25 protein-coding genes and 1 riboswitch are annotated in these 24039 nt (G+C 31.9%); of the genes, 1 reads left to right on the top strand and 24 read right to left on the bottom strand.

Going from position 1 to position 24039, the window contains the following annotated elements:
• Nucleotides 1-684: 684 nt before the first annotated feature.
• The 23 genes from KQI38_RS20585 to KQI38_RS22510 form a co-directional block, all read right to left on the bottom strand.
• Nucleotides 685-1722, bottom strand: coding sequence for a sensor histidine kinase (locus KQI38_RS20585; protein WP_216562839.1), 1038 nt, complete (start codon nt 1720-1722; stop codon nt 685-687).
• An 8-nt stretch (nt 1723-1730) separates the two neighbouring features.
• Entirely contained in the window at nt 1731-2396 is a 666-nt protein-coding gene (locus KQI38_RS22690) for a response regulator transcription factor (protein WP_216562841.1), read from the bottom strand.
• 36 nt (nt 2397-2432) lie between these two features.
• On the bottom strand, nt 2433-4592 hold the full coding sequence (locus KQI38_RS20595; RefSeq protein WP_216562843.1) for an ABC transporter permease: 2160 nt from the start codon (nt 4590-4592) through the stop codon (nt 2433-2435).
• Complete coding sequence (locus tag KQI38_RS20600; protein ID WP_216562845.1) at nt 4582-5361, bottom strand: ABC transporter ATP-binding protein; 780 nt, start codon at nt 5359-5361, stop codon at nt 4582-4584. Before KQI38_RS20600 ends, KQI38_RS20595 begins: the two co-directional genes overlap by 11 nt.
• A 289-nt stretch (nt 5362-5650) precedes the next feature.
• Nucleotides 5651-5926 carry a hypothetical protein gene (locus tag KQI38_RS20605; protein WP_216562847.1) on the bottom strand — a complete coding sequence of 92 codons (276 nt, stop codon included), beginning with the start codon at nt 5924-5926 and terminating at the stop codon, nt 5651-5653.
• 764 nt (nt 5927-6690) lie between these two features.
• A complete protein-coding gene (locus tag KQI38_RS20610; RefSeq protein WP_216562849.1) occupies nt 6691-7869 on the bottom strand; it encodes a quaternary amine ABC transporter ATP-binding protein in 1179 nt (392 codons plus the stop codon).
• The gene (locus tag KQI38_RS20615) at nt 7859-9733 is read right to left on the bottom strand and encodes a glycine betaine ABC transporter substrate-binding protein (RefSeq protein ID WP_216562851.1); all 1875 of its coding nucleotides are present in this window, start codon (nt 9731-9733) and stop codon (nt 7859-7861) included. Before KQI38_RS20615 ends, KQI38_RS20610 begins: the two co-directional genes overlap by 11 nt.
• A 201-nt stretch (nt 9734-9934) precedes the next feature.
• Nucleotides 9935-10063: riboswitch (cyclic di-AMP (ydaO/yuaA leader) on the bottom strand.
• 297 nt (nt 10064-10360) lie between these two features.
• The gene (locus KQI38_RS20620) at nt 10361-10543 is read right to left on the bottom strand and encodes a hypothetical protein (protein WP_216562853.1); all 183 of its coding nucleotides are present in this window, start codon (nt 10541-10543) and stop codon (nt 10361-10363) included.
• 76 nt (nt 10544-10619) lie between these two features.
• Nucleotides 10620-11519, bottom strand: a complete 900-nt coding sequence (locus KQI38_RS20625; RefSeq protein WP_216562855.1) for a sensor histidine kinase — start codon at nt 11517-11519, stop codon at nt 10620-10622.
• A 15-nt stretch (nt 11520-11534) separates the two neighbouring features.
• On the bottom strand, nt 11535-12305 hold the full coding sequence (locus KQI38_RS20630; protein WP_216562857.1) for an ABC transporter permease: 771 nt from the start codon (nt 12303-12305) through the stop codon (nt 11535-11537).
• Complete coding sequence (locus KQI38_RS20635; RefSeq protein ID WP_216562860.1) at nt 12298-13221, bottom strand: ATP-binding cassette domain-containing protein; 924 nt, start codon at nt 13219-13221, stop codon at nt 12298-12300. The genes KQI38_RS20630 and KQI38_RS20635 overlap by 8 nt, the downstream gene beginning before the upstream one ends.
• A 110-nt stretch (nt 13222-13331) precedes the next feature.
• Nucleotides 13332-14015, bottom strand: a complete 684-nt coding sequence (locus KQI38_RS20640) for a response regulator transcription factor (protein ID WP_216562862.1) — start codon at nt 14013-14015, stop codon at nt 13332-13334.
• Nucleotides 14016-14269: 254 nt separating this feature from the next.
• Nucleotides 14270-14617: a hypothetical protein gene (locus KQI38_RS20645; protein ID WP_216562864.1), complete on the bottom strand. Its 348-nt coding sequence runs from the start codon at nt 14615-14617 to the stop codon at nt 14270-14272.
• Nucleotides 14618-14738: 121 nt separating this feature from the next.
• Complete coding sequence (locus tag KQI38_RS20650) at nt 14739-15071, bottom strand: hypothetical protein (protein WP_216562866.1); 333 nt, start codon at nt 15069-15071, stop codon at nt 14739-14741.
• Between the two features lie 525 nt (nt 15072-15596).
• A complete protein-coding gene (locus KQI38_RS20655; RefSeq protein ID WP_094899897.1) occupies nt 15597-15821 on the bottom strand; it encodes a PF20097 family protein in 225 nt (74 codons plus the stop codon).
• A 228-nt stretch (nt 15822-16049) separates the two neighbouring features.
• Nucleotides 16050-16583 carry an AAA family ATPase gene (locus KQI38_RS20660; RefSeq protein WP_216562868.1) on the bottom strand — a complete coding sequence of 178 codons (534 nt, stop codon included), beginning with the start codon at nt 16581-16583 and terminating at the stop codon, nt 16050-16052.
• A gap of 384 nt (nt 16584-16967) precedes the next feature.
• Entirely contained in the window at nt 16968-18257 is a 1290-nt protein-coding gene (locus KQI38_RS20665; RefSeq protein WP_338114498.1) for a class I SAM-dependent RNA methyltransferase, read from the bottom strand.
• A 55-nt stretch (nt 18258-18312) separates the two neighbouring features.
• The gene (locus KQI38_RS20670) at nt 18313-18573 is read right to left on the bottom strand and encodes a hypothetical protein (RefSeq protein ID WP_216562870.1); all 261 of its coding nucleotides are present in this window, start codon (nt 18571-18573) and stop codon (nt 18313-18315) included.
• A 57-nt stretch (nt 18574-18630) separates the two neighbouring features.
• Complete coding sequence (locus KQI38_RS20675) at nt 18631-19050, bottom strand: hypothetical protein (protein ID WP_216562872.1); 420 nt, start codon at nt 19048-19050, stop codon at nt 18631-18633.
• A 133-nt stretch (nt 19051-19183) separates the two neighbouring features.
• Nucleotides 19184-19891: a DUF4367 domain-containing protein gene (locus KQI38_RS20680; RefSeq protein ID WP_216562874.1), complete on the bottom strand. Its 708-nt coding sequence runs from the start codon at nt 19889-19891 to the stop codon at nt 19184-19186.
• Nucleotides 19884-20318, bottom strand: coding sequence for an RNA polymerase sigma factor (locus KQI38_RS20685; RefSeq protein WP_216562876.1), 435 nt, complete (start codon nt 20316-20318; stop codon nt 19884-19886). Before KQI38_RS20685 ends, KQI38_RS20680 begins: the two co-directional genes overlap by 8 nt.
• 322 nt (nt 20319-20640) lie before the next feature.
• Entirely contained in the window at nt 20641-20934 is a 294-nt protein-coding gene (locus tag KQI38_RS20690) for a sigma factor-like helix-turn-helix DNA-binding protein (protein WP_216562878.1), read from the bottom strand.
• A gap of 461 nt (nt 20935-21395) precedes the next feature.
• Nucleotides 21396-21527 (bottom strand): hypothetical protein, encoded by a 132-nt coding sequence (locus KQI38_RS22510; RefSeq protein ID WP_256310424.1) that lies wholly within the window; start codon nt 21525-21527, stop codon nt 21396-21398.
• A 990-nt stretch (nt 21528-22517) separates the two neighbouring features.
• On the opposite strand from KQI38_RS22510, the gene KQI38_RS20695 reads away from it, so the two are divergent.
• Nucleotides 22518-22922, top strand: coding sequence for a septal ring lytic transglycosylase RlpA family protein (locus KQI38_RS20695; RefSeq protein WP_216562880.1), 405 nt, complete (start codon nt 22518-22520; stop codon nt 22920-22922).
• Nucleotides 22923-22968: 46 nt separating this feature from the next.
• Here KQI38_RS20695 and KQI38_RS20700 read toward each other — a convergent pair whose 3' ends face one another.
• Entirely contained in the window at nt 22969-23850 is an 882-nt protein-coding gene (locus tag KQI38_RS20700; RefSeq protein ID WP_216562882.1) for a hypothetical protein, read from the bottom strand.
• Between the last annotated feature and the right edge of the window lie 189 nt (nt 23851-24039).

Here is a 24039-nt window from a genome sequence, read left to right on the forward strand (position 1 = left end):
GAACAATAGGCGACCTTGTTATTACTCCATATAAATGTCGCCTGCAGTATCCGACTCTATATGGAGATTATCATGTGTTAGCAAAGTGTCTTTATTTATCATAATATTATTTATCCTCCTTATTCGAATTATTTATAAAAAAGTAAGAGCTGCAAGAATTAATTATTCTTACAGCTCATAGATATACTTAGTTAAGCTAATCATTATAGCATAGCACAAGTGTATATATTAAGAGAAAAAAGAATAACTTTCTTGCATAAGTACAACAAAACAAACAGAACATACCTGTTTATCTTTGTATTAAATGTACTTTAAAAATTAGCAAGAAAAATTAATCATTTTTTCACCTCAAACTTCAATTTTTTTATCATTATACTATTATACTTCGAAAAAGTCAAGAAAGAGTGAGTCAAGAAAGTCTATTTCTTCTCTATATTCACAACACACTCTACATGGGTTGATAGTACAATAAGGATGTCGACAAGACATTGTAAGGTCTTATCTGAAAGTTTTCTTCAGAAAATTCACTCAGAAGCCTAATTTTTCAAAGAACTCATAGTATCCTTAATCGTCTGGTTATATCTCATTATGCCCTGTAAGAAAAACCATCTAGAACCTCACTTCTACTGGGCAGCAGATATCCTGCAATATAAGTGAATGTACATCAGGCTCAGTATGGAAAGCTTATTGTTTCACATTTGGAAATATGAGCGATATGATTAATCCTGAACCAAGCTCTGATTTTGCATCCAATTGAATGGCTAAATCATAAGCCATCTTACTCACTAAGAATAGTCCCATACCTGTCGCTTGTCTTGTATAAGTACCTCGCCCTCCAGTAAAACCCTTATCAAAAATAAATGGTAAATCTTCTTCTGATACACCAGGCCCATTATCACTAATATGCAAAATGATTTGACCACTCACTTTATCATAAACTGTTTCAAATCTTAGAATTAGATTCTCCTGATTCTGTTCAACATATTTCGTACTATTAAAAATTATTTGTTCTAATATAAAAGCTAACCCCTTGCGGTCAGATAAAATTTCCATTTCTTCACCTATGAACTGTATTTGAAAACCAGATTCATCTAGTAATGTTTGATGTTCTTCCATTGTCTGTTTACAAAATGCTAGTAAATTAATAGACTCAAAAATATAATCTTTATGAGTAGCTCTAAGTCTTGCAAAATACAAGATTCGCCCTACATCTCCAAGCATTTGATCTCTAATATGAAGCATACGCTGTCTAACAAGGTCAGACATTTCGTCATTGCGGTTATCTAATACCAATGTCATCAATGACAAAGGCTTTTTTATTTCATGAACCCATCCTTCTATATAATTTTCATAATCGGTTAACTCAATGACTTGATCATTAAGTTTCGATTGATATGATCTTAGGACACTCCCAATTCTATGGATAAACACCCAATATGCTTTAGAAGATACCTGACATAATATTTCTTCGTTCACCTCATTCGGTTCAAACAAAAAATCTTGAAAAGCAGCTTCTATTATTTTTTGCTTTCTAATTATAATGAATACAGCTAATGATATCATTGCTAGACTAAATACAATCATTAGACCCACTAAAATCTTAAACGTTTCAGGATAGGCTAACCAAGCTAAAAAAATAAATAGAAGATTTATAATAATTAAAATAAAAAACCATAGCTTATAAGCATTAAAACAATCATAGATTTGCTTTATCAATTTCATTGTTTCACCTACCCCCTAAGTCTATAACCTTGACCTCTTATTGTTTCAATTTGATTTTCCAAGTTTAATTGTCTTAGTGTTTTTCGTAAGCGAGTGAGATTTACTTGAAGTGCATTTTCATCTATATATTGGTCTGTTCCCCATAAAAGTTTACTCAGTGTTGACTTGGATACAATCTCAGGTCTATTCTGTACTAAAGCCAATAAAATTTTTCCTTCATTAGCTGATAATAATAAGGACTGAGATCCCTTATACAAAGTAAAGGTATTTGGATCTAGGGAAAAACTTCCACTATCTATCAAACTTGGTTGCCCTTCAAATCTTCTTAGCAGGTTCTGAATGCGTGCTAACAACCTATCTCGATTACATGGTTTTGTGAGATAATCATCTGCACCTAAATTAAAGCCATGTAATTCATCTTGTAACTTATCTCTAGAAGTAAGCATCAATATTGGTCCAATACCTTTTGATTTTAGATTTTTGCATATTTCAAATCCTGATTGATTCGGTAAATTAATGTCTAATAGAACTAAGTCTGGTGATGAAGTGACAATTTGAGTGACTACATCATTAAAATCCGTAATTGCTACTGCTTCAAACCCTTCTTTTTGCAATATATCCATTAACTCTTTTCTCATCCATGAATCATCTTCAACAATCGTAATCCTCACCACTTCAGCACCTCCTTCTATATGAAATGTAACAGCTCTTTAATCTATATTTGGCTTCCAGCGCAATTTGTCGATCTCATGATCTGCTGAACGGGCAACGGCTACTCCATAAATCACGAAAATAACTATTACTACACATGCAAAGGTAAAGGCCATAGGATAAAGTAACGCGTTATCTTCGATGTGAATAATAACAAATGAAATCATAGCTCTTATACCAACAGCTCCACTCATGCACGCAAGAGACATAGGTAATAGAAAGGTCAATAACACCTGTTTATGCATAGATTTTTTCATTTGATTACGTTGTGCCCCCAACATTGAAAGCGTTAAATAGCGCCCGCCCGTCTGCTTCATCTGCGTCAAAAATTGTAAGGCCAATACCGTACAGGCAATAATCAAGAATAAAAAGCCCATATATAGTATAGTATAACTTCCGGCAACAACGTAGAAAAGTCTACGTCCAAAGTTTTGTAAATAGCTTTCAAACTTAAAACCTGAAGATTTTAATAAATCTCTAGCCTCCATCATTGGTTTCATTAAACCTTGCTCATTTTGCAGCTTTTGTGGAATGCGAAAATTCCAATATGACCTATAGTTTTCCGTATTCAATAATTGTTTAAACATTTGATCTGGAACTATGAATGCTGAATAAATTTCTACGGAACGGTCTGCGACTAATCCCCTCATTGGAGTTGATGAGTGTATAAATACTTCCTGATCATTAATGCTTATCAAGCTTTCTCCTTCTTTTGCAGCCTTTTCAAGAATATTATCTAGTACTGGCATACTTTCTAGATTATCCATAGGCACAAAATCCGGATTAAAATACAAAGCAATTTCATTTGAATGTAGCTTTAAAGGTTTTTCTCCTATAGCTTCTAAAAGTCCATTATACGATGATTCAGGAATGAGGTAAGGTTTTGCTGCATCAATCTCTAGGACTCCAAGAAGATTAAGTGATTCAGGGTTTTCCGAAGTGATACTGTAGCCTTGTATTTCTCCAGATAGAATTTGTTCTTTATAGTTGCTTGGCAGGTCCATAATAATTTGCTCTCTTAATTTTGACCAATCAACTAACGATAAAGGCAAGTCTTCATATTCATCCTGGTATTTCATCCTTCCAATCTCTAGGAGATTTAAGTCCTCTACATATGGTGCTATTTTTTCTGTAGTAAGGAATTGCTTAACCTTTTGATTATCCCCATTAACAGTAAAATCATATACGGAAGAACTTCTATTATTAATACTTTCAAAGCTTATAATGGTTGAAGCACCATTTGTTATCAAAATGATAGATAACGTAATTAAAATAGATGTTACTGCAACAGAAGTAGATTTATTAGCTACGTTCTCTTGAAACTGTCTTAATGTAAATGTGTGCAAACCTTTAGTAGATTTACGCTGGGATAAGCTTGCCAATAAACCTAGTAATTTTCCAAATCCCCCCATAAAAAAGATCGTTCCTAAACTTCCAAGTGCTAATGCTACAAACACAAGCATTCCTGCAAAATCCATAAAACGATATAAAACAATCCAATATGCGACACCTAGTAAAATAGTACCTACTAACATATTGAGTATATTACCTTTAAAATACCCCATATCTTGTTTCTTATCCGTTTGCTCATTCAGTAATTGATGTACCTCTTGATTAAATAATCTTCCACCAAGAATGACTAATGCAATGAGCTGGATGGATAAAAAACCGATGATCGTGAAGAAAATCGCACTTACCGACAAGCTTATTTGATGCCCGATAATTCCCTGTCCAACTAGTTTAGAAACCGTCAAGCTGATGATTTCTGCTAAAAATCCGCCTATTAAAATGCCGCTAATGAGTGCCAAAATAGACGTCATAAGTCCCTCTGCTACAAGTTGAAGAACAAGACGCTTTTTGCGCATTCCTAACATAAGATAGAGCCCAAACTCTTTACTTCTCCGATTTAATTGGTACTGATTAGCAAATAAAATCAAGAAAAACAATAGAAATAAGGCAAATAGATATACAATTGGCATTAAGGATAAGAGTTTATCGATTGCATCACTTTCAAATTCCTTTAAAAATAAAACAACATCTTGCCTTCCAAGTGAAAGAATGATATAAAACGAGGCTACTGCTGTGACAAGTGTTGCAAAGTAGATTAAATTTTCCTTACGACTTCGTTTAGAATTACGATAAATTAACTTAGAGAACATTTGCACTCCCTCCCCCAAGCTGAGCTAATACCTTTAAAATTCTTTCATAAAATTTCTCACGAGGTTCATCTTGCTTACGGCGCAGTTCATGAAATATTACACCATCTTGAATAAAAAGGATTCTTGAACAAAAGCTTGCTGCATTAGGGTCGTGGCTAACCATTAAAATAGTTCTTCCACTACTTCTATTAATACCTTCCAACTTATTCATTAATATTCTTGCAGAGCGTGTATCCAATGCCCCTGTCGGTTCATCTGCAAGAACAATATCTGGATCAGAAATCAAACTGCGTGCAGCGGCTACCCTTTGCTTTTGTCCCCCAGACATCTGAGATGGGAATTTATTAAGAATATCTGTAATTTCTAAAAAACCTGCTAGCTTATCTAACTTAGCACGTGCTTTTACAAAATCTATCCCATGAATAGACAATGGTAATAGTATATTTTCTTGTCCAGTTAAATTGTCTAGCAGTGCAAAATCTTGAAATAAATATCCAATTCGACTACCCCGATACTCTGCTAAATCCTTACTGTCAAAAGCACTGATGTTTTTACCATTTAAAAGTACACGCCCAGACGTTGGTTTTATTATTGTTGCAATGCAATTTAATAATGTAGTTTTACCAGATCCACTTGGTCCCATTATTCCTAAAAATTCTCCTGGGAGAATATCAAAACTAACACCATTTAAAGCTTTTGTTATATTGTTTTTCTTTCCGTAGTTTTTTTGTAAGTCTTGAACTTCTAATAATTTTCCTTGTATGATCACTCTATAATTCTCCTTTCTTATGTTGATCTATACACATTATAGCAAATATAAAATACTAAAAATACTTACAAGTGATGTAAGGAAGAATATAATTCATCCTTAAAATATCCAAAGTGAGCTCAATCAACCTGTCCCTGATTTCCAAGTAAAATTTCAAATCTGACAGTACCTTTGTATTAAATTCTTTCTTTTTATCTCTAACATACTTTCCAACTATTCCAATTTTACCTTCAAATCCTTGTTCAGTTATTATTGTTTCATATAGATTAAAAAACTATGTTCTATCTCCCTATCCCTCCTTTACATATGCCCATAGAATCCATGGTATTGTGGATATGACTATTTTAAAGCAACAAAAAAGCCGATTGGTATGCTGTAAATTACAACAACCAATCGACCTCTTTACTTCTTTTTGAATATCTTTATTTTCATACAGCTTTGTTCCTAATTCCCTTACTGCTTCAATACTCTCTTTTACTTCCTCATTTTCCTTGAATAATTCAAAATATAATATTTCTAATCTCTCATACACTGCATTTTCCAATATCTCCATGATATCTTTCATCAGTGCCACCTCCCTCAAGTACCATAGCATACCACAAGAGTTTCAATATATCTATTAGAAAACTTACTATTTCATTGATATTTTTATACTATCTGGCTCTTTATTAAATTCATAATAGAACTTTTTAAATCCATTCTTATAAGGTTCTAACTCTTTCTTTTCAATATCTACTTTGACATATTTTAAAGGGTCAAAAAACAGTGTTTTTTCACTGATTTTTGACCCTAAACTTGCTCCAAGACCAACTATATATTATGGTCAAATCCTACTTTTTCTTCTTATCACCACAATACGTCCTCATCATTATACTCTCAGTTTTAGAATGTTAGCAATCTCACTTCGCTTCACTCGTGCTCTTGGACATTTCTGACATGAGACGCACATCTTACTTACTTCAACTTTAACATGCCTCGAGAGTACAATAATGATGTCATAAGCATCTGGTATCCCCTTGCTGGTAGAATATCTTTCCTAAATATCATCAAAATGTTTATTCCTTAGCTTTAATGGACTTATTAACATGTAACACAATATCCATTATTCTCTATAAAATACAGCATTTTTTATTCAAAGCGGAATTATAATTCTTTTTATTTCATAAAGACTTAATTCTGCCATCAACTCATTAGATTTTAATAAAAACTCTCTATTTTAAAACAATATATACAACATTTCATTTAAAATATTTTCTATTACTTCGTAAAAGGTATTATGTCATAGAAAATACTTATTGTTAATGTTGGCTAAAATTGACGCTTACCTTATTATAATATGGATGACAATACATCAGCCTTGGATAATATACCCTTTAGACTTCCATCATTATCTATTACAGCTATAGGATATCTAGTTTCTGCAGCCATGGGAATTATATCGTGTAATAATGTATCTGGAGCTGTGGTCATTATACTTTCTATAATTACATCTGATAATGATAATTTTTCATTTCTAGCTCGTACAGCATCATCAATTGTAACTATTCCTAATAATTTCATTTTATCGCCAACAACATAAGCACTAGAAACCCTGTTGCTTCTCATGATATTTATAGCATAACTTAGGCTATCTGTTCTACGAACAATACTATTTGGAGTAGCCATTACATTTCTAACACTAATTACCTGAGTTTTATCTGCATCATTTATAAATTGTTTTACATAATCATTTGCTGGATGCTCAGATATCATCTCTGGAGTATCAAGTTGAATCAATTCTCCATCACGCATTATAGCTACCCTATCACCTAATTTAAAGGCCTCATTAATATCGTGAGTTATAAATATTATGGTCTTATCTAATTTCTTTTGAATAGATAGAAGTTCAAACTGCATATCCTTTCTAACTAAAGGATCTAATGCAGAAAATGGTTCATCCATTAAAAGTATATCAGGATCATTAGCTAGAGCCCTTGCTAATCCTACTCTTTGCTTCATACCTCCTGAGAGACTTGATATAGGTTCATTCTCCAAACCTTCCAAGCATACCATGGAAATCATTTCTCTTGCTTTAGCTTGACGCTCCTCTTTGGATACTCCCTTAATTTCAAGGCCATATTCTACATTCCCTAAAACATCTCTGTGAGACATAAGTCCAAAGTTTTGAAATACCATGGCTATATTATTTCTTCTATATTCATTTAATTCCTTTTTATTAAATTTGCTTATATCTTTATCATTAAATAGGATTTCTCCTGAACTAGGTTTATTTAGCATATTAAAACATCTAACTAATGTTGACTTACCAGAGCCTGATAGACCTATTATTACAAACATCTCACCTTTTTTTACATCAAAAGTTACATCCCAAAGCGCCACAGTTACCCCAGTTTTTTTATAGATTTCATCCTTAGATACTCCTGAGCTTTTCATTTTAAATGCTCTACTTTTTTCTACACCATATAATTTGCTTAAGTTTTTAATACTTAAAATATTATTATTCTTCATCTAAGATTACCTCCCTACCATTGACAAAGCCTTGGGTTATTCTATCTAATAAGACTGCAATAATTACAACCGCAGTACCAGATACTAGTCCTCTACCTATTTCTACTCGGTTAACACTTAATAGAACTTCCATGCCTAAACCAGTAGCTCCAATCATGGAGGTTGTAACAACCATGGACATTGCCATCATAAGGGTTTGGTTTACTCCAGCCATTATTGTTGGCAAAGCTTGTGGTATTTGCACTTTTATTAATGATTGTAATCTAGTGGAACCAAAGGATAAGGATGCTTCCACTACCTCTTTGTCAATTTGTCTAATTCCGTGACTTGTAAGCCTAATAATTGGTACTATAGCATAAATTGTTGTTGCTATTACTGCTGGTGGTTTACCCAGGCCAAAGAATAATAAAGCTGGAATTAGATATACAAATACTGGCATTGTCTGCATTGTGTCTAATACTGGTCGAATTATTCGATTTGCCCTTTCACTAGTTGAGATGATTATTCCCAATGGAAAGCCCAGTGCCAATGAAATTATAACTGAGGCTATGACTATGGATAGTGTTTCATTCGTAAAATTCCATAGCCCTAAAGCTCCTATAAGGAACAGTAAACTCGCATATAGTATCCCTTTCCCAATCTTTCTGCTTATTTTCCAACCCAATAAGAATACTAATATTAAGGATATAAACCAGGGTATAAAATCTAATACCTTGTAGATTACATTTACTAAACTACCTAAGAATAATCTTATCTTACTAAAAAACGAATCATATTTTACACTAAAATTTCTAACCGAAGTATCTATATCATTAACATTTAAAGGTATCTTAAATGGAAAGTCCCTTAACCAATTTGATGTTTTAGCCTTTTCGCCTGTACCTAAATAGGCTCTCATCTTTTGTGCATCACTTTGATTTAGCCACTGATCTATTAATTCATCATGTTGCTTTAGGAACCACTTTGCTGTTTCTATATAATTAGCCCCAGTTTCTTGCATATATGCTAGAGCCTCTGAGGTTAAAGCACTTGAAGTCTTATATTTTGTAAGGAATTCAACCATTTCAGGACTTTGTTCATAGAATTTATTACTTACCCCTATATTTACTTTTACAGAAGGTAGTTCAGTTTTCCCTTCGAGATATGTGTTAGCATCAAAGGGTTTATCTTCCAATAATACAAAATCATATTTACCCATGAGCCAAGTTGGTTCCCAATAATATGCAACTATTGGTTCACCCTTTTCATAAGCTGAAGTTAAGGCTGATGATAGAGCTGCATCTGAACCTGGTCTAAAATATACAAAGTTTTCGTCCAGATTATAGTGTAGATATTTATTGTGAATAATTTCATCAACTTCCCAACCAGGAATTGCACCATAAACTCTACCCATATCCTTTATTTCTGCATCTGGAAATACATCTGGATATTTCTTTAAATCCCATACGTATTTTAAATCAGGAGTCATTGCTTTAATTCCTCTTTCAGAATCCCCTTCAATTACATATCTTGGAACATAAAAGCCTTGATCATTATCATCAAAATTTACTCCTAAATCTTTAAATTTGCCTTCATTTAAATCCTTCTCATAAGTAGCTAGATTATCTGTCCACTCTTCCATATGGACATCAATTTCACCTTTAAGTAAGCCTTCGTGTAATACAGTAGTTGATCCAGGAACTTCTCTCCATTCGTACCCAAAGATTTGTTCTGCTATCAATCCTGCTACTGCATTGTGGAATTTTACACTATCCCAACCAACATCTGCAAAGGCTATCTCTTTTACTGTTACTTCTTCTGAATAAACAAAAGTAGATGTAATTACTAATATTAACAATAGAATTACACTGAAACACTTTCTCATAATTCAACACCCTCCCTTTTTTTATAATTGAAAAAAATCCATTAAGGGAATAATTAAGTTCACAAATATTGTGAAGCAACAAGGTTCCCGAGACCCATTAGTAATCTTTGATTACGCTAATGGGTTGGGTCTTTATTATGTAAACTTAATTTTGGGTACAAAAAAGAACCATGGAGTTCCATAGTTCTAATAAGCAGAACATTACTCCCCTTTATACGCTTACGAGGTTAGCTGTCGGGTTAGGGCTAAAGGGTTCTACCCCTCCAAAAATGGATACACCCCCGAAGATTGGGTCCCCCGCTTCATTTAAGAATTCAGCGATGTGATTTAGTTTTCAATTGTAAATATTAAATTCGATTATAGCACATACTAATAATTTATGCAAATTACGTTTATTATATTATCTTATGATATCCTTTTTTGAATTAATCATCAAACTCTTCTAGTACAACTCCTTCTTTTACGTTTTTTTCGATTAAGGTTAGCATTTCTTTTTGAAGGAATTCTATCTTCTCATCATATTCTGCGGGAATATCTTTTGTAGAATATCCATCTATTACTCTTATGACATTCTCTCAGAATGTCCCTATAAAACCTCTTTATTTTCTACCACACTGTTTATAGCTATCATAATGATATCATGTAATGGTTCTTCTTTAAATGTAAGTGAATACTTGTAAGTTGCCCATCCTCCATATCAATGCCTTGCTTATGGAGTAGATGATAAAATTTTTCTTTGTGTCTATAATTTAAAAATAGTTCCCTGTCGCTAAGTGATTCTAATCTCATCTTTAGAATATTGTTCTTCATCTTTACCACTTCTCTTTGACAGGAAATAAACATTATATCATATGGCTAATTGAATACCTTGCCTTTCAAAACTCACCTATACCATAATCTTTAATATTATTTCAATCTTAAATATATTATCTTTAAGACTAAATTCCAAATCATGATTCAATCTATCAGATAACTCTTTTACTATAGATAAACCTAAACCACTTTTACTCGAACCTCTTGATAAATCCGTAGCGTATGATCTTTCAAAGATTCTTTCCAAGTTCTCCTGATCCATGAATATAACTTTATTCTCAAAAGAAATATAAGCATCTTTTCCCTCTTTAACTAATTTAATTTTATATCCTCCAATGCCATGCCTTAACATATTAGAAATCAAATTTGAAAATATTCTTCTCAAAGCGTCTATATCTGAAATTGTTTTGATCTCTTCCTTTGGAATATTAATATCTATTGAGCTATCTTTATCAGTAAAATCCTCATAATATTCAAATATTACTTCTTTGAGTAATCCACATATAGAAACAAAGTCTATATTAATAGGATAATCTGTGCTCATAATTCTAGAAAAATTATAAAAATCCTGGATCAAATGATGCAAGGATTTTGCTTTTTTGTTGATTATATAGACATATTCTTTAGTTTCTTCTGTTAAATCAGATTTTAACAAAAGATCACAATATCCTAATATGGCTGTCAAAGGTGTCCTAAAATCATGAGAAATATTAGATATATTTTCTTTTAATTCTTGATCTATTTTCTTATATTCTAACTTCGTATTTTCCTTTTCTAAAAACAAATAATTTATTGTTCCAGTAAATTCTACAATCTCTCTGTTAGAGGATTGGGTAGTTAAAGTTGCTTTACTTTCCTTATCTAATCTATGTAAAATATCTTTGTTTAGTGCTTTTAAATCCTTCTTTAATAAGAAATATAGGGAAGCAAATACTAACGCAACTATCCCTACTATTATAGTTATGACTAACATTTACTCCCCTCCAATTTAAAAATCCTTTTTCCTAAATATGGTGATTAATAAAATTGTAGATATTGTAAATAATCCAAATCCAATGAGAACAGGGAATATAGCTATTACACAATATCCATCCATTCCTAGAGCCCTCCTCATTTCTATTATATCTATCAAGCTACGCAATATTGAAAGTGGTTGTAATATATATAAAAATGTTAATTTAGGTTGTAAATATGCTATTACACGAGTTATATATGAAACTATGTATATGTATGTGAGTGCTATAAGACTTACAATAACCTGATTTTGTATAGTTACAGAAAAAATAATATAAAAAGATATCAATCCTATCCAAAGTGGAACTGCAGATAAACAAACTAAAAAATATTGATTGATAAACTTAAAGCCTTCTTCATTTATTCCAAATAAAACTATGGATATAAGAATATGAACCCCTATGACAATAATAGAAAATAACATAAAAAAAGCTAAAATAGAAATAATTTTAGAAAATATTATTTTATCTCTAGAAATTCCATTAACAATAACATTATTCAAAGTTTTATGCTTTATCTCATCACCTAAAATAATATCCTGAATAATAAGAAGTATAATAGGTGATGCGAATAAAAAAATCAAAAGAAAGTCCATTGAAGTAAAAAATGGCTCTGTGATTTTTGTTCCCAAAAATTTAAAAAATAAATTGACTACAATAGAAAATACAACAAATAATAATACAGTCACCTGATAATACTTGCGGTGGATTATCCTATAAAATTCTGATTTAATATAATTACGCATTTATATACCCTCCTATCAGTTTTATAAAATATTCCTCTAAAGTTTGAGCACCTTCATTAATCGATTTAATCTCTACATTGTTTTCAATTAGGATTTTTGTAATGAGATTTAGATTGTTTAATTCTTCATATATTTCTATTTCATTATTATTTAAAACCTTATAATGCAAAATATCTAATTCTTTTTCAAGAATAACAGTTGTTTTCTTTGCATCATTGACTTTCAATTTTAAATATCTTCTACATTTTTCATCCAATTCTTCTTTGCTTACTTCTTCTATTAACGTACCATCGTGGATAAAAGCATATCGATTAGCAATCATAAACAGTTCATTTAATATATGACTTGATAATATTATAGTAGTACCTAGCTCCCTATTAATTTTCAATAGTAGCTCTCTTAACTCTACAATTCCTGTAGGATCCAATCCATTAATAGGTTCATCTAAAATAAGTAAGTCTGGTCGCCCCATAATAGCTTGAGCAATCCCTAATCTTTGCTTCATTCCCAATGAATACTTGCTAAATTTCTTCTTGTTTACATCGTAAAGCCCTACTAATTTCAGTGTTTCTTCTACCACTTTTTTATCTTTTAATCCCTTTTGAATACGATAGTATTCTAAATTCTTTTCCCCGTCAAAATAAGGATATAAATATGAATTCTCCACTAGAGAGCCAGTTCTTTTCCTAGCACGATTAAGACCATGTTCTGTAACCTCCCCTAGAATTTCCATACTTCCAGAATTTTGACGAATCAATCCAGATATAAGTTTTAGTATAGTTGTTTTTCCTGCTCCATTTTTTCCAATAAGACCATATATATCCCCTATCCTAACGTTTATGCTAATATCTTCAATAACTTTTTTCTTTCCATATGTTTTAGTTATATGATTTAATTTTACCGCATAATCCTTCATTATTATACCTCCTATTTCTTATACTTTAAAATCATTATAAAATAAAAGTTATAAGAAACAATAAATAAAGTCTTAAGAAAACATAAAGAAAACTAATATACTATTTAGCTTTAGCTCATCCTAAATCCCATTCCCCAAATAGTCTTAATATATTCAATTTCATTATCGATCCTACTTATTTTATTTCTTATATTACTAATATGAACATTGACAGTATTTTCATCACCATAAAACTCATCATTCCAAACACATCTATATATATTTTCCTTCGTAAATATCTTTTTAGGATAACTTAATAACAATTTTAATATTTTAAACTCTATTGGTGTTAGATTAATTTCTTGTCCTTTTACACTAATTTTAATTTCTTCTAAATCCATCTCTAAATCTTTATATGTTAAAATCTCACAAGGAACACTAGGGCTAGAAAATTGTTTATACCGTCTTAAATTTGCATCTACTCTAGCCATTACCTCATCTGCATCAAAAGGCTTCATTATGAAATCATCGGCACCAATCCTTAGCACATTAAGCTTTGTCTCCTTATCTATCTTAGCAGATATGACTAAAATCGGCATTTCCTTTTTCTTTTTTCTGATATACTCTATTACTTCTTCTCCTGATATTCCAGGAAGCATTAAATCTAAAAGAATTAGATCAAAGTCCTCAACATCAGTGAAAAGTTTACCTTCTATACCTGTGTATGCAGATGTAACCTCATAATTTTCTCTATTTAAAATTTTACCAAGTAATAAATTAATCTCCTTATCATCTTCTATAATTAAAACCTTCATCCAATCCCCTCCTTCAAGACGAACCCACCCAAGAAACATTCATAAACTTGTCCAAAACTGTCTATTTCTCTGTTAGTAGAAAAATCCTTAAAATTCTTCAATAAACCAGGCAGTATGCTTTCGCCTGTCTCTTGATTGACTAGAACAAAATGCTCATTTTTTTAGGTAGGATTTACATAACATCAGCACCATCACATCTAAATGCCATATGAAATTTTCCTCTGGTTTTCTATTCATTTTTTCCTATGTTGTTCTTATACTTCAAATTTATCTGAATTATGGAGATCACCTTCTTGCACAAGAACATCAATTGGATCATCTAATTGCAATATAAATGGATATTCTTGAATATCAGTATCAGGATTCTCTCCGTATCCTGGAGGTCCATAGTACATTCTTGTAATTAATGTGCCTTCAATTGTAGAAACACTTGGTTCAAAGTAATATTCTACTACATTTATTACTTCACCTAGCTCGTCTTCAGTAAATTCAGTAGAATCCACAATATCCGTCGTTATTTCTTCATTAATAGCTTCTTGATTACAAGCTACTAAAGAAAATACTAATAAAATTGTAATCAATAACATAATAATTTTCTTCACCAAAATACCCCCTATTTTAATATTAGTTACGACTTTTACTACTTTTATTCATTAAATATCTTATTATTCCATCCTCATTCCATTCTTATTATCGTAAGAACGTAAACTTTTACCTACTAATTTACGCCCATGCTGGGCGCACCAATTTATGCAGATAAGGAATATCTTTTTCTGCAATTTCTTTATTTCTAAGTAAAGTAAACATATAGTCATATGCTTTTGCATGACTTACGGCTTCAAACATATCTCTTAGAAGTCTGCCTCCAACGGTTAATCTATGTTCTATTAAAACCTTTGTTTCACTTTCAGTCGAAGAATCGCCATCTAATGCGTTAGATGTCCATGTCAATCCAACCCTATAAAAATCTTTTATTTGTTTTAATAATTCTCCTTCAAATGGTCTTAATTCATTAATTGTATTTTGATATAAATCCATTTTTTTAAAGTTTTCCACCAGTTCATTCCCTTTTATAGATATTTTTATATAGATGCAATCTAATCTTCACGACCTTTTAATTGTACCCATTGTACCATATACCATTTATCAAATAAACTATATTTTCTATCTCTGCTTTATTTAGTCATTGAAAATTACCTATCTTTCCCTATCATAATCTTCATACTTTTCTGTTATTACATTCCGTTTGTATACTGTAATTTGTGATTTCATCGATGCCAATTAGTTACCTTGTAGATTGTTTTTGCTTTTATTTTTGCTCTTGTTTTATACTCAAACTTATAACCTCCATTCAAAAATTTGCTGCTTGAAAAGAAAAAGGGCACAAGCATACCGAATAAAATTCAATATACTTGTGTCCTCAAATTGTATGGTTAAAAAAGCATAGACTGCTGTTATTACAATTGGCAGCATAAATCCACATATTCTTCATCTGTAATTTTCAAATAATGCCTTCTAAATAAAAGATGTACAATTCTTAAAATATATTTGGATACATCTTTATGCTATGCTATCGGTTGATTATCCTTCTTGGATGTCTTTATTCGAGTAATCAACCACTATCTTTTTGCAGCTTTTACATATTTTCGCCTGTAGTAAGAAATCTCTAAAGGTATTGTTCTCTAGTAAAATTTCTCCATGTTTTGGAAGTAAAGAGACCTTATGCTGTCTTTTTACCCAAGCTACCCTTCGCATTCCTTGTAACAGTCCCTGCTCCATTTCATTATTGCAATACGGACACCTCATATATAACACCCACTTTGAAATTCTTGATTTATATTTCTATTTATCTATAAAGTGAATTTTTTCTTGTCTCGGAACACTCTAAGCAAAACACAGAAAACATTTATTGAACGTTCCCCGCAGACAAATTCCAAAATACTTTGGCGAGAATTTTGTTTTGTACTTCGTCAAACCTACTTTTCAATTATAAATTTTGATAAAAACAAAATAAAGGCAAGGCGAAAATAAATTTTATAACATGCTTATAATTTTGTATGCTCGCTCAATTACACTTCCGGGTGAAATTTTTATACACGTATATCCAAAGGACTCATACGTTTTTTCATGAATATGCTCAAAACATAAAGCTTCCTCAAAGCTAATCTTTCTTGCCTCTGAGGGTTGGCAAAAACCCAAATTCTCAATAAAAAATATCGTCTTCTGATATATTTGTTCATTCTCAATTCTATTTATTTCTTCAATAATATCTTTAGATGGCTGATATCCAAGATATTCACTTAGAGCATATGTACAAAAAACTGAGCGGTCATAAATTTGAACTTCAGACGGAAGAACTGAAAGCTGTACTTGTCTTTGTTTTTGCAATGCCACAATTTTATTAATAAAGGACGCATCCTTCCATGGTTCAGCTTTACCTTGCACTTGTTCTAAAGCAATTATATCAGTTGCAGCTTCTTCCACTACCAAATAACCCATTGTTTCTAATAATCTAATAATTGAAGTTTTTCCACTTCCTGGTGTACCCGTTAAAATATATCGTCTCATAAAACACCTCTTAAAAATAGTAACTAGTGCGACTTTTGATTAAAAAGTTAAGTTGTACAACCTTTGATATTAATGGAAAAAACGGAATACATTTTGCGATTGATTGTTAATTTATAGAATGGTTTCGCCTGACTTGATGATAGAATGGTTTTTCACACAAAAAAATTATAGCAAATATCATTTAGCAAGTCAAACCATATTGTAAATTTCTACCGAAATGCCTTTCTATCTCTCCATGAAAAAAATCGTGATTCTATGTTCCCATTCCTCTAAATTTACTATATCATCTATAAAATTGCTCAAAAAAAGAGGCCATAAATTGTACTTTTTGACCTCTTTTTTCTAATTTCTTATTCCCAAACCACTACATATTGTGGTCAAACCCTATCTTTTCTCCTTTTTACCACAGGATATCACCATTATTATACTTTCTGCCGTAGCTTGCTGCCAATCACATCTCGCTTTACTCGTGTTCTTGGGCAAGACTAGCATGAGGCGTACATCAGATTCTTCAGTCGTTTCACTCACAATCCGTGTTACGACTTCAACATGCCCCGTCCTCGGAAACATATCCATACATTTTACTTTTTCGATTCTATATCCTCTATCTATAAACTCTTTTAAATCCCTAACCAATGTAACTGGGTTGCAAGATACATATACGAATTTTTCTGGAGAAAAATCTATGATCTTCTGTAGTGCTTTTGGGTTGATACCTTCTCTAGGAGGATCTAATATGATTAAGTCTGGCTTTTCAACCAGCTTTTCTACTTCTTCTAAAACATCTCCTGCAATAAACTCTACATTATCTAACCTATTCAATTTTGAGTTTTCGTAAGCCTTCTCTACAGCTTCTTCTACAATTTTATCATCAATATCTCCTGCAAAATCTCTAACTATAGAATAGAGCTTTTCTGCTCCAAAAGTATTGGTTTGAAAAAAAGAAAATGGAGATATTTTAAATTTAAGTCCTAAAATCTCCTCTATAATATAATCTCTACCATATACCAAATCCGATCTATCTACTTTTATAGCATCAGCTACATTGTCATTTATAGTATGAATGAAACCTTTTATTTCTCCATCCAATTCTAATTTTTTTAGTCTTTCTATCAATTCATCAAGTGGTACTTCTCCTTGAGAACTAGTCACAAGATTTAAGAGTATTTCTCCAGTAGACAAGGCCTTTCTTATAACAAAATGTCTCAATACTCCTACATGAATTTTCTTGTTATAACAAGGTATATCCGTATTCCTAAAATAATTTATAACTTCCCCTAATATAATTGCAAAATCTCTATCTACAATATTGCATTTTCCCACACTGACTACTTCATAAAATCTTCCCTTTTTATGAAGTCCCAATGACAATGGTCCATCCCTATGTTCATCTCCAAAAGTATATTCCATCTTGTTTCTGTATTCTTCTAAACTTGGGCTCCTTTCAACCCCTAAAAAATTGAAATCTTCTATTCCTTCTTCAACAAATAACCGTTTCACTTGATTTTCCTTTATTTTTAATTCTTCTTCATAGGGAATAGATTGATAAGTATATCCACCGCAACCACCAAAATGAGGACATTTTGCTTCTATTTCTAACGGAGACTTTTCCATTATCTCTATGATATTTCCTTCAACATAATCTTTGCGTTTTTTATTTATACGGACTTTCACTCTTTGTCCCTTTATTGGTGATGTTTAAAGGTATTATCTCATAGAAAGCATTTCTTTAAAATGTGAGGTGGATTTGACGCTTACCTTTGATCAAAAATTTTTGATTAGCCAAATCACTTAATATTTCTGCTACTGATTTCTTTGGCGGTTTAAAAGAAGCTTCTTTATTTGGTATAGATTCTATCGGATTTTCTTTTATTTGAGTTTTATTTGGGTTGTTCACTTTCTGTGAACAACCCACAAGAGCAAAAAGTACTAATAATACTATTCCTAATGTTAATTTATCTACGGCAATTATAAACTTTTTATTGAACATAGCTTAAATCTATCATCCTCCTACTGATAATTCTTTAACATATATTTTGTTTCATAATTAGTACTTTCCTTCTACTGAAGTATTCACTGTTTCCGTCACTCCATTTCTTGTCACTTTTGCAATTACACTAAGGCGATATGTATAGCCTTTTTCAACAGCCTCAGTTTCAAAAAATGATAGCGATTCTCCTTTTGAACTTTTTCTCCAAGAGTTTTCAAGTGACCAACCCGACAATCCCTTACGCTCCAACTTAAATGTTGCAGATATACTTGAAGTACCAGAAATTCCGTTAATTATACCGACACATTCTGCTTTGCCATTTGTAAAATACAAATCAAGATTCACATCATTAGTATTTTCCCACTGTGGAGTAATTGGGACATCCGTATCAACACCTTGAACTACATTTGACGACACTTCTGCAAATACTGGAATACCTTGATTAAGAAATAGCATTCCTATTACGAGAAATGTCACAACCTTTTTGATTTTCATTAGTATCACAGCCTTTCGTATTATAGAGCTTTTCATGCTCTTACTTATATAACGTTTGAAAGGATATTTTCCCTACAAAAAAATTTTAATGTTTTAAAAAACTACTTGGTATTTTTTACTTTTCTGATATAGATTCTGCTATTTTGTTTAATTCATTTATAGATATTTTTCCCCAGAGACTAAAAGTATAACCATCCATATTCCATATGACTCCATTGTCAAACCTATCATCTACTGCAGTTATAGAGAATGCTTCATTATCCAATACTACATGGCTATCTATTTTATGATTTTCATTATCAACAGATATATTTGTAATACTATTTTCTGGACGATAAGAAAATCTAATTTTATCACCTTGGTTATTTATAAACTCCATATTTATGACATTTCCTAGCACTTCATAATTTTTTAGTAGATATCCTTTAGGCAAATATTCCAAAGTCCACTCTTTCTTCTCAACAATTATCTCTTCATCTCTAAATGTAAATGAGGTGAATTTTTCATACCATTCAACAAGAACTTTTCCTACTGCTGCACGAACTTCAGTATTAAAAAGCAATGTACCAAACAGCAAACCTAATACAATAACAAGAATTGATGCTACCCTTCTACTGTAAAGCATGGTCTTTTTAAGCAAACCTTTTCTACGGTCTTTTATAAAAAGTTCTTTTATTCGTATTTCAAATTCCAGAGAAAATGTATATATCTTGGCGAGTTGTTCATTTGTTGGAATAGAAGCAATCTCTTCATTAAAATCATCAATGACTGCCTGACGGAATAGCGCCTTAAAAACCACATCATTCAATTGATCTTTATTCATTATACTTCACCTCTTTCTCTATTAGTTTACGAACTTTTTCCTCCGCTCTCATAATTCGTGTATCAACATGTTTTGGAGTCATACCAAGTTCCTCTCCGATTTCTTTATATGACATATTTAAGATATATTTCATAAGTAGAACTTGCTTACTTATTTCATCAATTGAATTGATATACTTACGGATAAGTTCATACTCAGACTCAAAAACAACCTGCTCATCAACAGGCACCTCGCCTGATTCAAGAAATATTTCTAATTCCTCAATTGATTTATTAGCAAAAGGTTTTTGCTTTCTTAATATGTCAATGCATTTGTTTCTCACTATAATAACGGCTGAGCGACGGAAATCCATACAGTTCAAATTTAAATATTTTTCTTTTTTCTGTATTATAGATCTAAAAGCATTATGTAGTGCATCCTCAGCCATATCTTAATTTCTAATAATCGTCATAGCATAATTAAGCAGGGCATATTTATGCTCCTCATATATATCAGTCATCTTTTTTCGTTCCTGCTCTGTATCAAGCATGGATAAATAAATAGTAAGCAATATTATCCCACCTTTCATCTTAGGAGATTGGTTTTAGTATGTCTTTATAGTTATTTTTATTATAATACACTATATACGGTTATGCTAATATTTTTAAGATACAATTCTAAAATCTGCCAAAAATCCATCCTAAAATTCCCCCCAAGAGCGTAAAGATTATTTTAGCCCTATCCAACACTGAGTCCATAATCTTATCCTCCTAAAGCTTGCCCGAAAAAGCATTACGCAATTTTTTTAGCGCTCTATTTTTCATCTGATTAACTGCTTGTCTTGAAGTACCATAAAAACTTGCAATCTCTGTTACTATATAACCAGTAAAATAAATCATACTTATAACGGTCAGTTCTTGTTTTGTTAATATATTTTTAATAAACGATAATTCATATTCTTGATATACATCATTAGTTGCGGATATGGATTCAACATAATATAGCTCATTATCGTTTAAGTCTGAATAAAGTAGAAGGTTTCGAAACCGTTTGACTTCTATCAATCTTTTTACATAACTGCTGTGAACTGAAGTACATATGTAGGAAATCACGCTTCCTTCACTTTTGTTATGAATATTTTCGATTTACATGTTATGTAGTAGTTCGATAAAATTGAGAAGAAGATCATTATAGGCATCATCATAAGACAGCTTATAAGCGTACTTCTTCAGCAACGGATTGAACTTTTCGATAAGCAATAGGGTGGCATCACCATCCCCGCCTTGTGATCTTACAATAATATCAATAGTCATAATGCATCCCACTACCTTTCAAATGGTAGAGAGATGGGATGCTTGTTTTTGTAAAAATATAAGCAAGAAAAATCTAATTTTTCGGCATCATCGTCACCTTCTATAAATTAAAATGTAGGTATTAAGGCAATTCAGCCATAATACCTGCTTCACTTTTTATTTATCGAAACTCGATAGTGCGAATTATCTTTTGGTATAACAAGTTTTCAATTTTAATCTGCCTTTCTATAAACAAAAGAAAACCCTATATTAATTTTGGTATTAATTGCATATCGATTGATACGCTTTACCATGGGGCTGTCATCAACACCTAACCCCATGGAATCATACGCCTCACTAAACACCGTTATATATAAATAACGTATGTGAAGATAAAACCCCTACAAACCTTTCCTAATTTGTATGGGTTTGTTTTGATATGGTATTACTGAATTTGCACTTAGAAGTCCAGTATAAATAAAAGCACCGGGATATCAATTTTATCCCGACGCTTTTATTGTTTTTTTCTCAAATCCTTCATACGGGATAATATATATATAATTGTTCACTGCTTAACTTATATAAGTCCTGAATTATGGATTCTATGAGTGCTGGGTTTCCGACGATTTCTTCATTGAAAAAATCCTTCAGATGGACTTTGAAGTACCCTATGCCTTGAATTATGATACTATTGTCAAGATTAGGTTCTCCACCAGCTATCCACTTAATCTTACTAGTTATAGTGGTGACGGTATAGTCAATTTTTTTGAAAGAGATGTTTACTTTTTGATTGCCTCCCTCTCTTTACTTTGTAGACGAAGCTTCTAAAGTGTGCGCGCCATTTTACAAGTTAGTCAAAAAATAAAAACAAAGGAAGGTAATTGATTATGGCAAATACTGCAACAACAGTCTATGATAATATTATTCAAGCTTATCGCGTTGATATCAACGGGAAATCTGGTATCTACATGGAAACGCAATCAGGTGCAAATACGCTAAGAGATCGTCTTAATGCATTATTTTCTGATTCGAACCGTGATTTGGACTTTATAACACCCTCACACGATGGCTCTCGATATATTGTTTCATGCCCACTGGTGAGAAAGAACATTGGAGAGAAAACTTATTTTTATGACACATCCTCAAACCCATCATCCAACTATTATGGTGAGAAGCTTTATGAGGCAACAAATAATACCGATCCTCGCACATCCGCTCAAACTTTGCTTTACCAAATAGGGATAAATAACACAATGCCTTGGTATGATGCGCTATTTATTTCGAATAAGATTCGTTCTCTTGTCAATTTGAACTTCAATGATGCTAAGGGAAGCTCAACTTGCACAAACCTTGTTATGCCGGCAAACCAAGGTGGAACAGTTGCAAGTACAATTTCTACCAGTGCTACATGCGATTATTATGGTCTACCATGTCAGGGTACTCAACCAGGTAAGACATCAACATGTCCCGAAATAGGATTTCCTGCACAGAACATTCTTAGCGCAATGACTGCAAACGGTGAAGTTTTTCATCCTCAAGGTTTAACTGCGGCAATGACCTCCACTAATAGTTGGAATACCACCTATAGAAATAAATTTGTTAAGGTGACAAATTTGTCAAATACTTCAAAAAGTATCGTTGTCAAAGTAACTGATACAGCTCCAGCAAATAGGGGTATAGAATTATCCTATAGGGCGTGGGTTTCCATTGGCAAACCATCAGGTGCAAACTCTGTAAAAATCGAACTAATGGCAAACTAATTATTAAATAAACAGAAAGCAGAGAGCTTTGCTCTCTGCTTTCTGTTTATTTAACTTGTAACAGCTCATTTGTTTCATAAACGTAAGTCACTAGATTTTGATTTTGCCCAATAGCTAAGCTGAAAGTGTTCGTTATGGAATCATACATTGAATACTTGGCACCTGATTGCTCGTTAATATTCGAGATACTAACTGTTTGTTTATCAAAATCGAAAAAACAAATTGAAGTATCGGGTACTGTGCCTACAGTAGAGACCACTTCATTTGTGCCATTTTCATCTATATCACTAATTTGAGTAAATCCGTCGATCTCCGATATAATATATGGTGTCTTTTCCTTTATCACAAAAAATATTGTGACTCCGTAGCTCGCACCACGCACCTCATTTGTTATATAAACTGTTTCAGTTTCAGCTAATACTGTTTTTGTCAAATCATACCAAGTCTCGCCAAGAGAACGTGATAAAGCATATTTTATCCCAGAAACCTCAATATATGAATAGATATAACCTTCAGGATTTTCTTCATTGAACTCTTTGGGGATATATTCAACATATGTGACCATATCATCAATTTTTGTTGAGTTAACAATACTTTCTATCTGAATATCATTCAATAAATTAAGAGGTATATCAGAAAAATCCTGGGTGGAAAAATTTAGTTGAACGGTGTCTGGTGCTGATGATGTGTTTTTCGTACCTTCTTCTGAGAGAATGTCATCAACTGGTGTTTTAGGCTCATTTTGTTTTTTTGTACAAGCTGTACACATTAGTAACACAAAAATAAGCATAAGAGCTGTTATGGTTCTACAATTTACGTTTTTCTTTTTTTCATAGGCCACTCCTTTTAATTTGTAATTGGGAATCATATGTTGTACTTCAAGATGCAACTTCTGATAATATTTAACAAAGTAATAGTCCAATAGCAATAAGTTTGCCCTCAGTGTATTGAGAGAACCCATATTCACTTTTTTATTATATCATGAATAACAGCGAAACATTTTAACATCGTGTTTTAATTAATATTTTTTCCTGAAACTTTTTTATAAATTTGCATTTTTTACTTACTTTTACTTAGTGTCAATGGATATACTTCCTAATCAGAACTTGCTTGCTTA

This window comes from Tissierella carlieri (assembly GCF_018917285.1).
In the GTDB taxonomy this organism is placed as follows: Bacteria; Bacillota; Clostridia; order Tissierellales; family Tissierellaceae; genus Tissierella; species Tissierella carlieri.

Excerpts from the sequence above, each read along its gene's own strand:
- KQI38_RS20640 (WP_216562862.1), bottom strand. The coding sequence starts at position 14,015 with ATGAAGGTTTTAATTATAGAAGATGATAAGGAGATTAATTTATTACTT.
- KQI38_RS20635 (WP_216562860.1), bottom strand. The coding sequence starts at position 13,221 with ATGAAGGATTATGCGGTAAAATTAAATCATATAACTAAAACATATGGA.
- KQI38_RS20685 (WP_216562876.1), bottom strand. The coding sequence starts at position 20,318 with ATGGCTGAGGATGCACTACATAATGCTTTTAGATCTATAATACAGAAA.
- KQI38_RS20585 (WP_216562839.1), bottom strand. The coding sequence starts at position 1,722 with ATGAAATTGATAAAGCAAATCTATGATTGTTTTAATGCTTATAAGCTA.
- KQI38_RS20655 (WP_094899897.1), bottom strand. The coding sequence starts at position 15,821 with ATGAGGTGTCCGTATTGCAATAATGAAATGGAGCAGGGACTGTTACAA.
- KQI38_RS20660 (WP_216562868.1), bottom strand. The coding sequence starts at position 16,583 with ATGAGACGATATATTTTAACGGGTACACCAGGAAGTGGAAAAACTTCA.
- KQI38_RS20630 (WP_216562857.1), bottom strand. The coding sequence starts at position 12,305 with ATGCGTAATTATATTAAATCAGAATTTTATAGGATAATCCACCGCAAG.
- KQI38_RS20625 (WP_216562855.1), bottom strand. The coding sequence starts at position 11,519 with ATGTTAGTCATAACTATAATAGTAGGGATAGTTGCGTTAGTATTTGCT.
- KQI38_RS20610 (WP_216562849.1), bottom strand. The coding sequence starts at position 7,869 with ATGAAGAATAATAATATTTTAAGTATTAAAAACTTAAGCAAATTATAT.
- KQI38_RS20615 (WP_216562851.1), bottom strand. The coding sequence starts at position 9,733 with ATGAGAAAGTGTTTCAGTGTAATTCTATTGTTAATATTAGTAATTACA.
- KQI38_RS20670 (WP_216562870.1), bottom strand. The coding sequence starts at position 18,573 with ATGTTCAATAAAAAGTTTATAATTGCCGTAGATAAATTAACATTAGGA.
- KQI38_RS20680 (WP_216562874.1), bottom strand. The coding sequence starts at position 19,891 with ATGAATAAAGATCAATTGAATGATGTGGTTTTTAAGGCGCTATTCCGT.
- KQI38_RS20695 (WP_216562880.1), top strand. The coding sequence starts at position 22,518 with ATGCCGGCAAACCAAGGTGGAACAGTTGCAAGTACAATTTCTACCAGT.
- KQI38_RS20605 (WP_216562847.1), bottom strand. The coding sequence starts at position 5,926 with ATGAAAGATATCATGGAGATATTGGAAAATGCAGTGTATGAGAGATTA.
- KQI38_RS20620 (WP_216562853.1), bottom strand. The coding sequence starts at position 10,543 with ATGAAGAACAATATTCTAAAGATGAGATTAGAATCACTTAGCGACAGG.
- KQI38_RS20595 (WP_216562843.1), bottom strand. The coding sequence starts at position 4,592 with ATGTTCTCTAAGTTAATTTATCGTAATTCTAAACGAAGTCGTAAGGAA.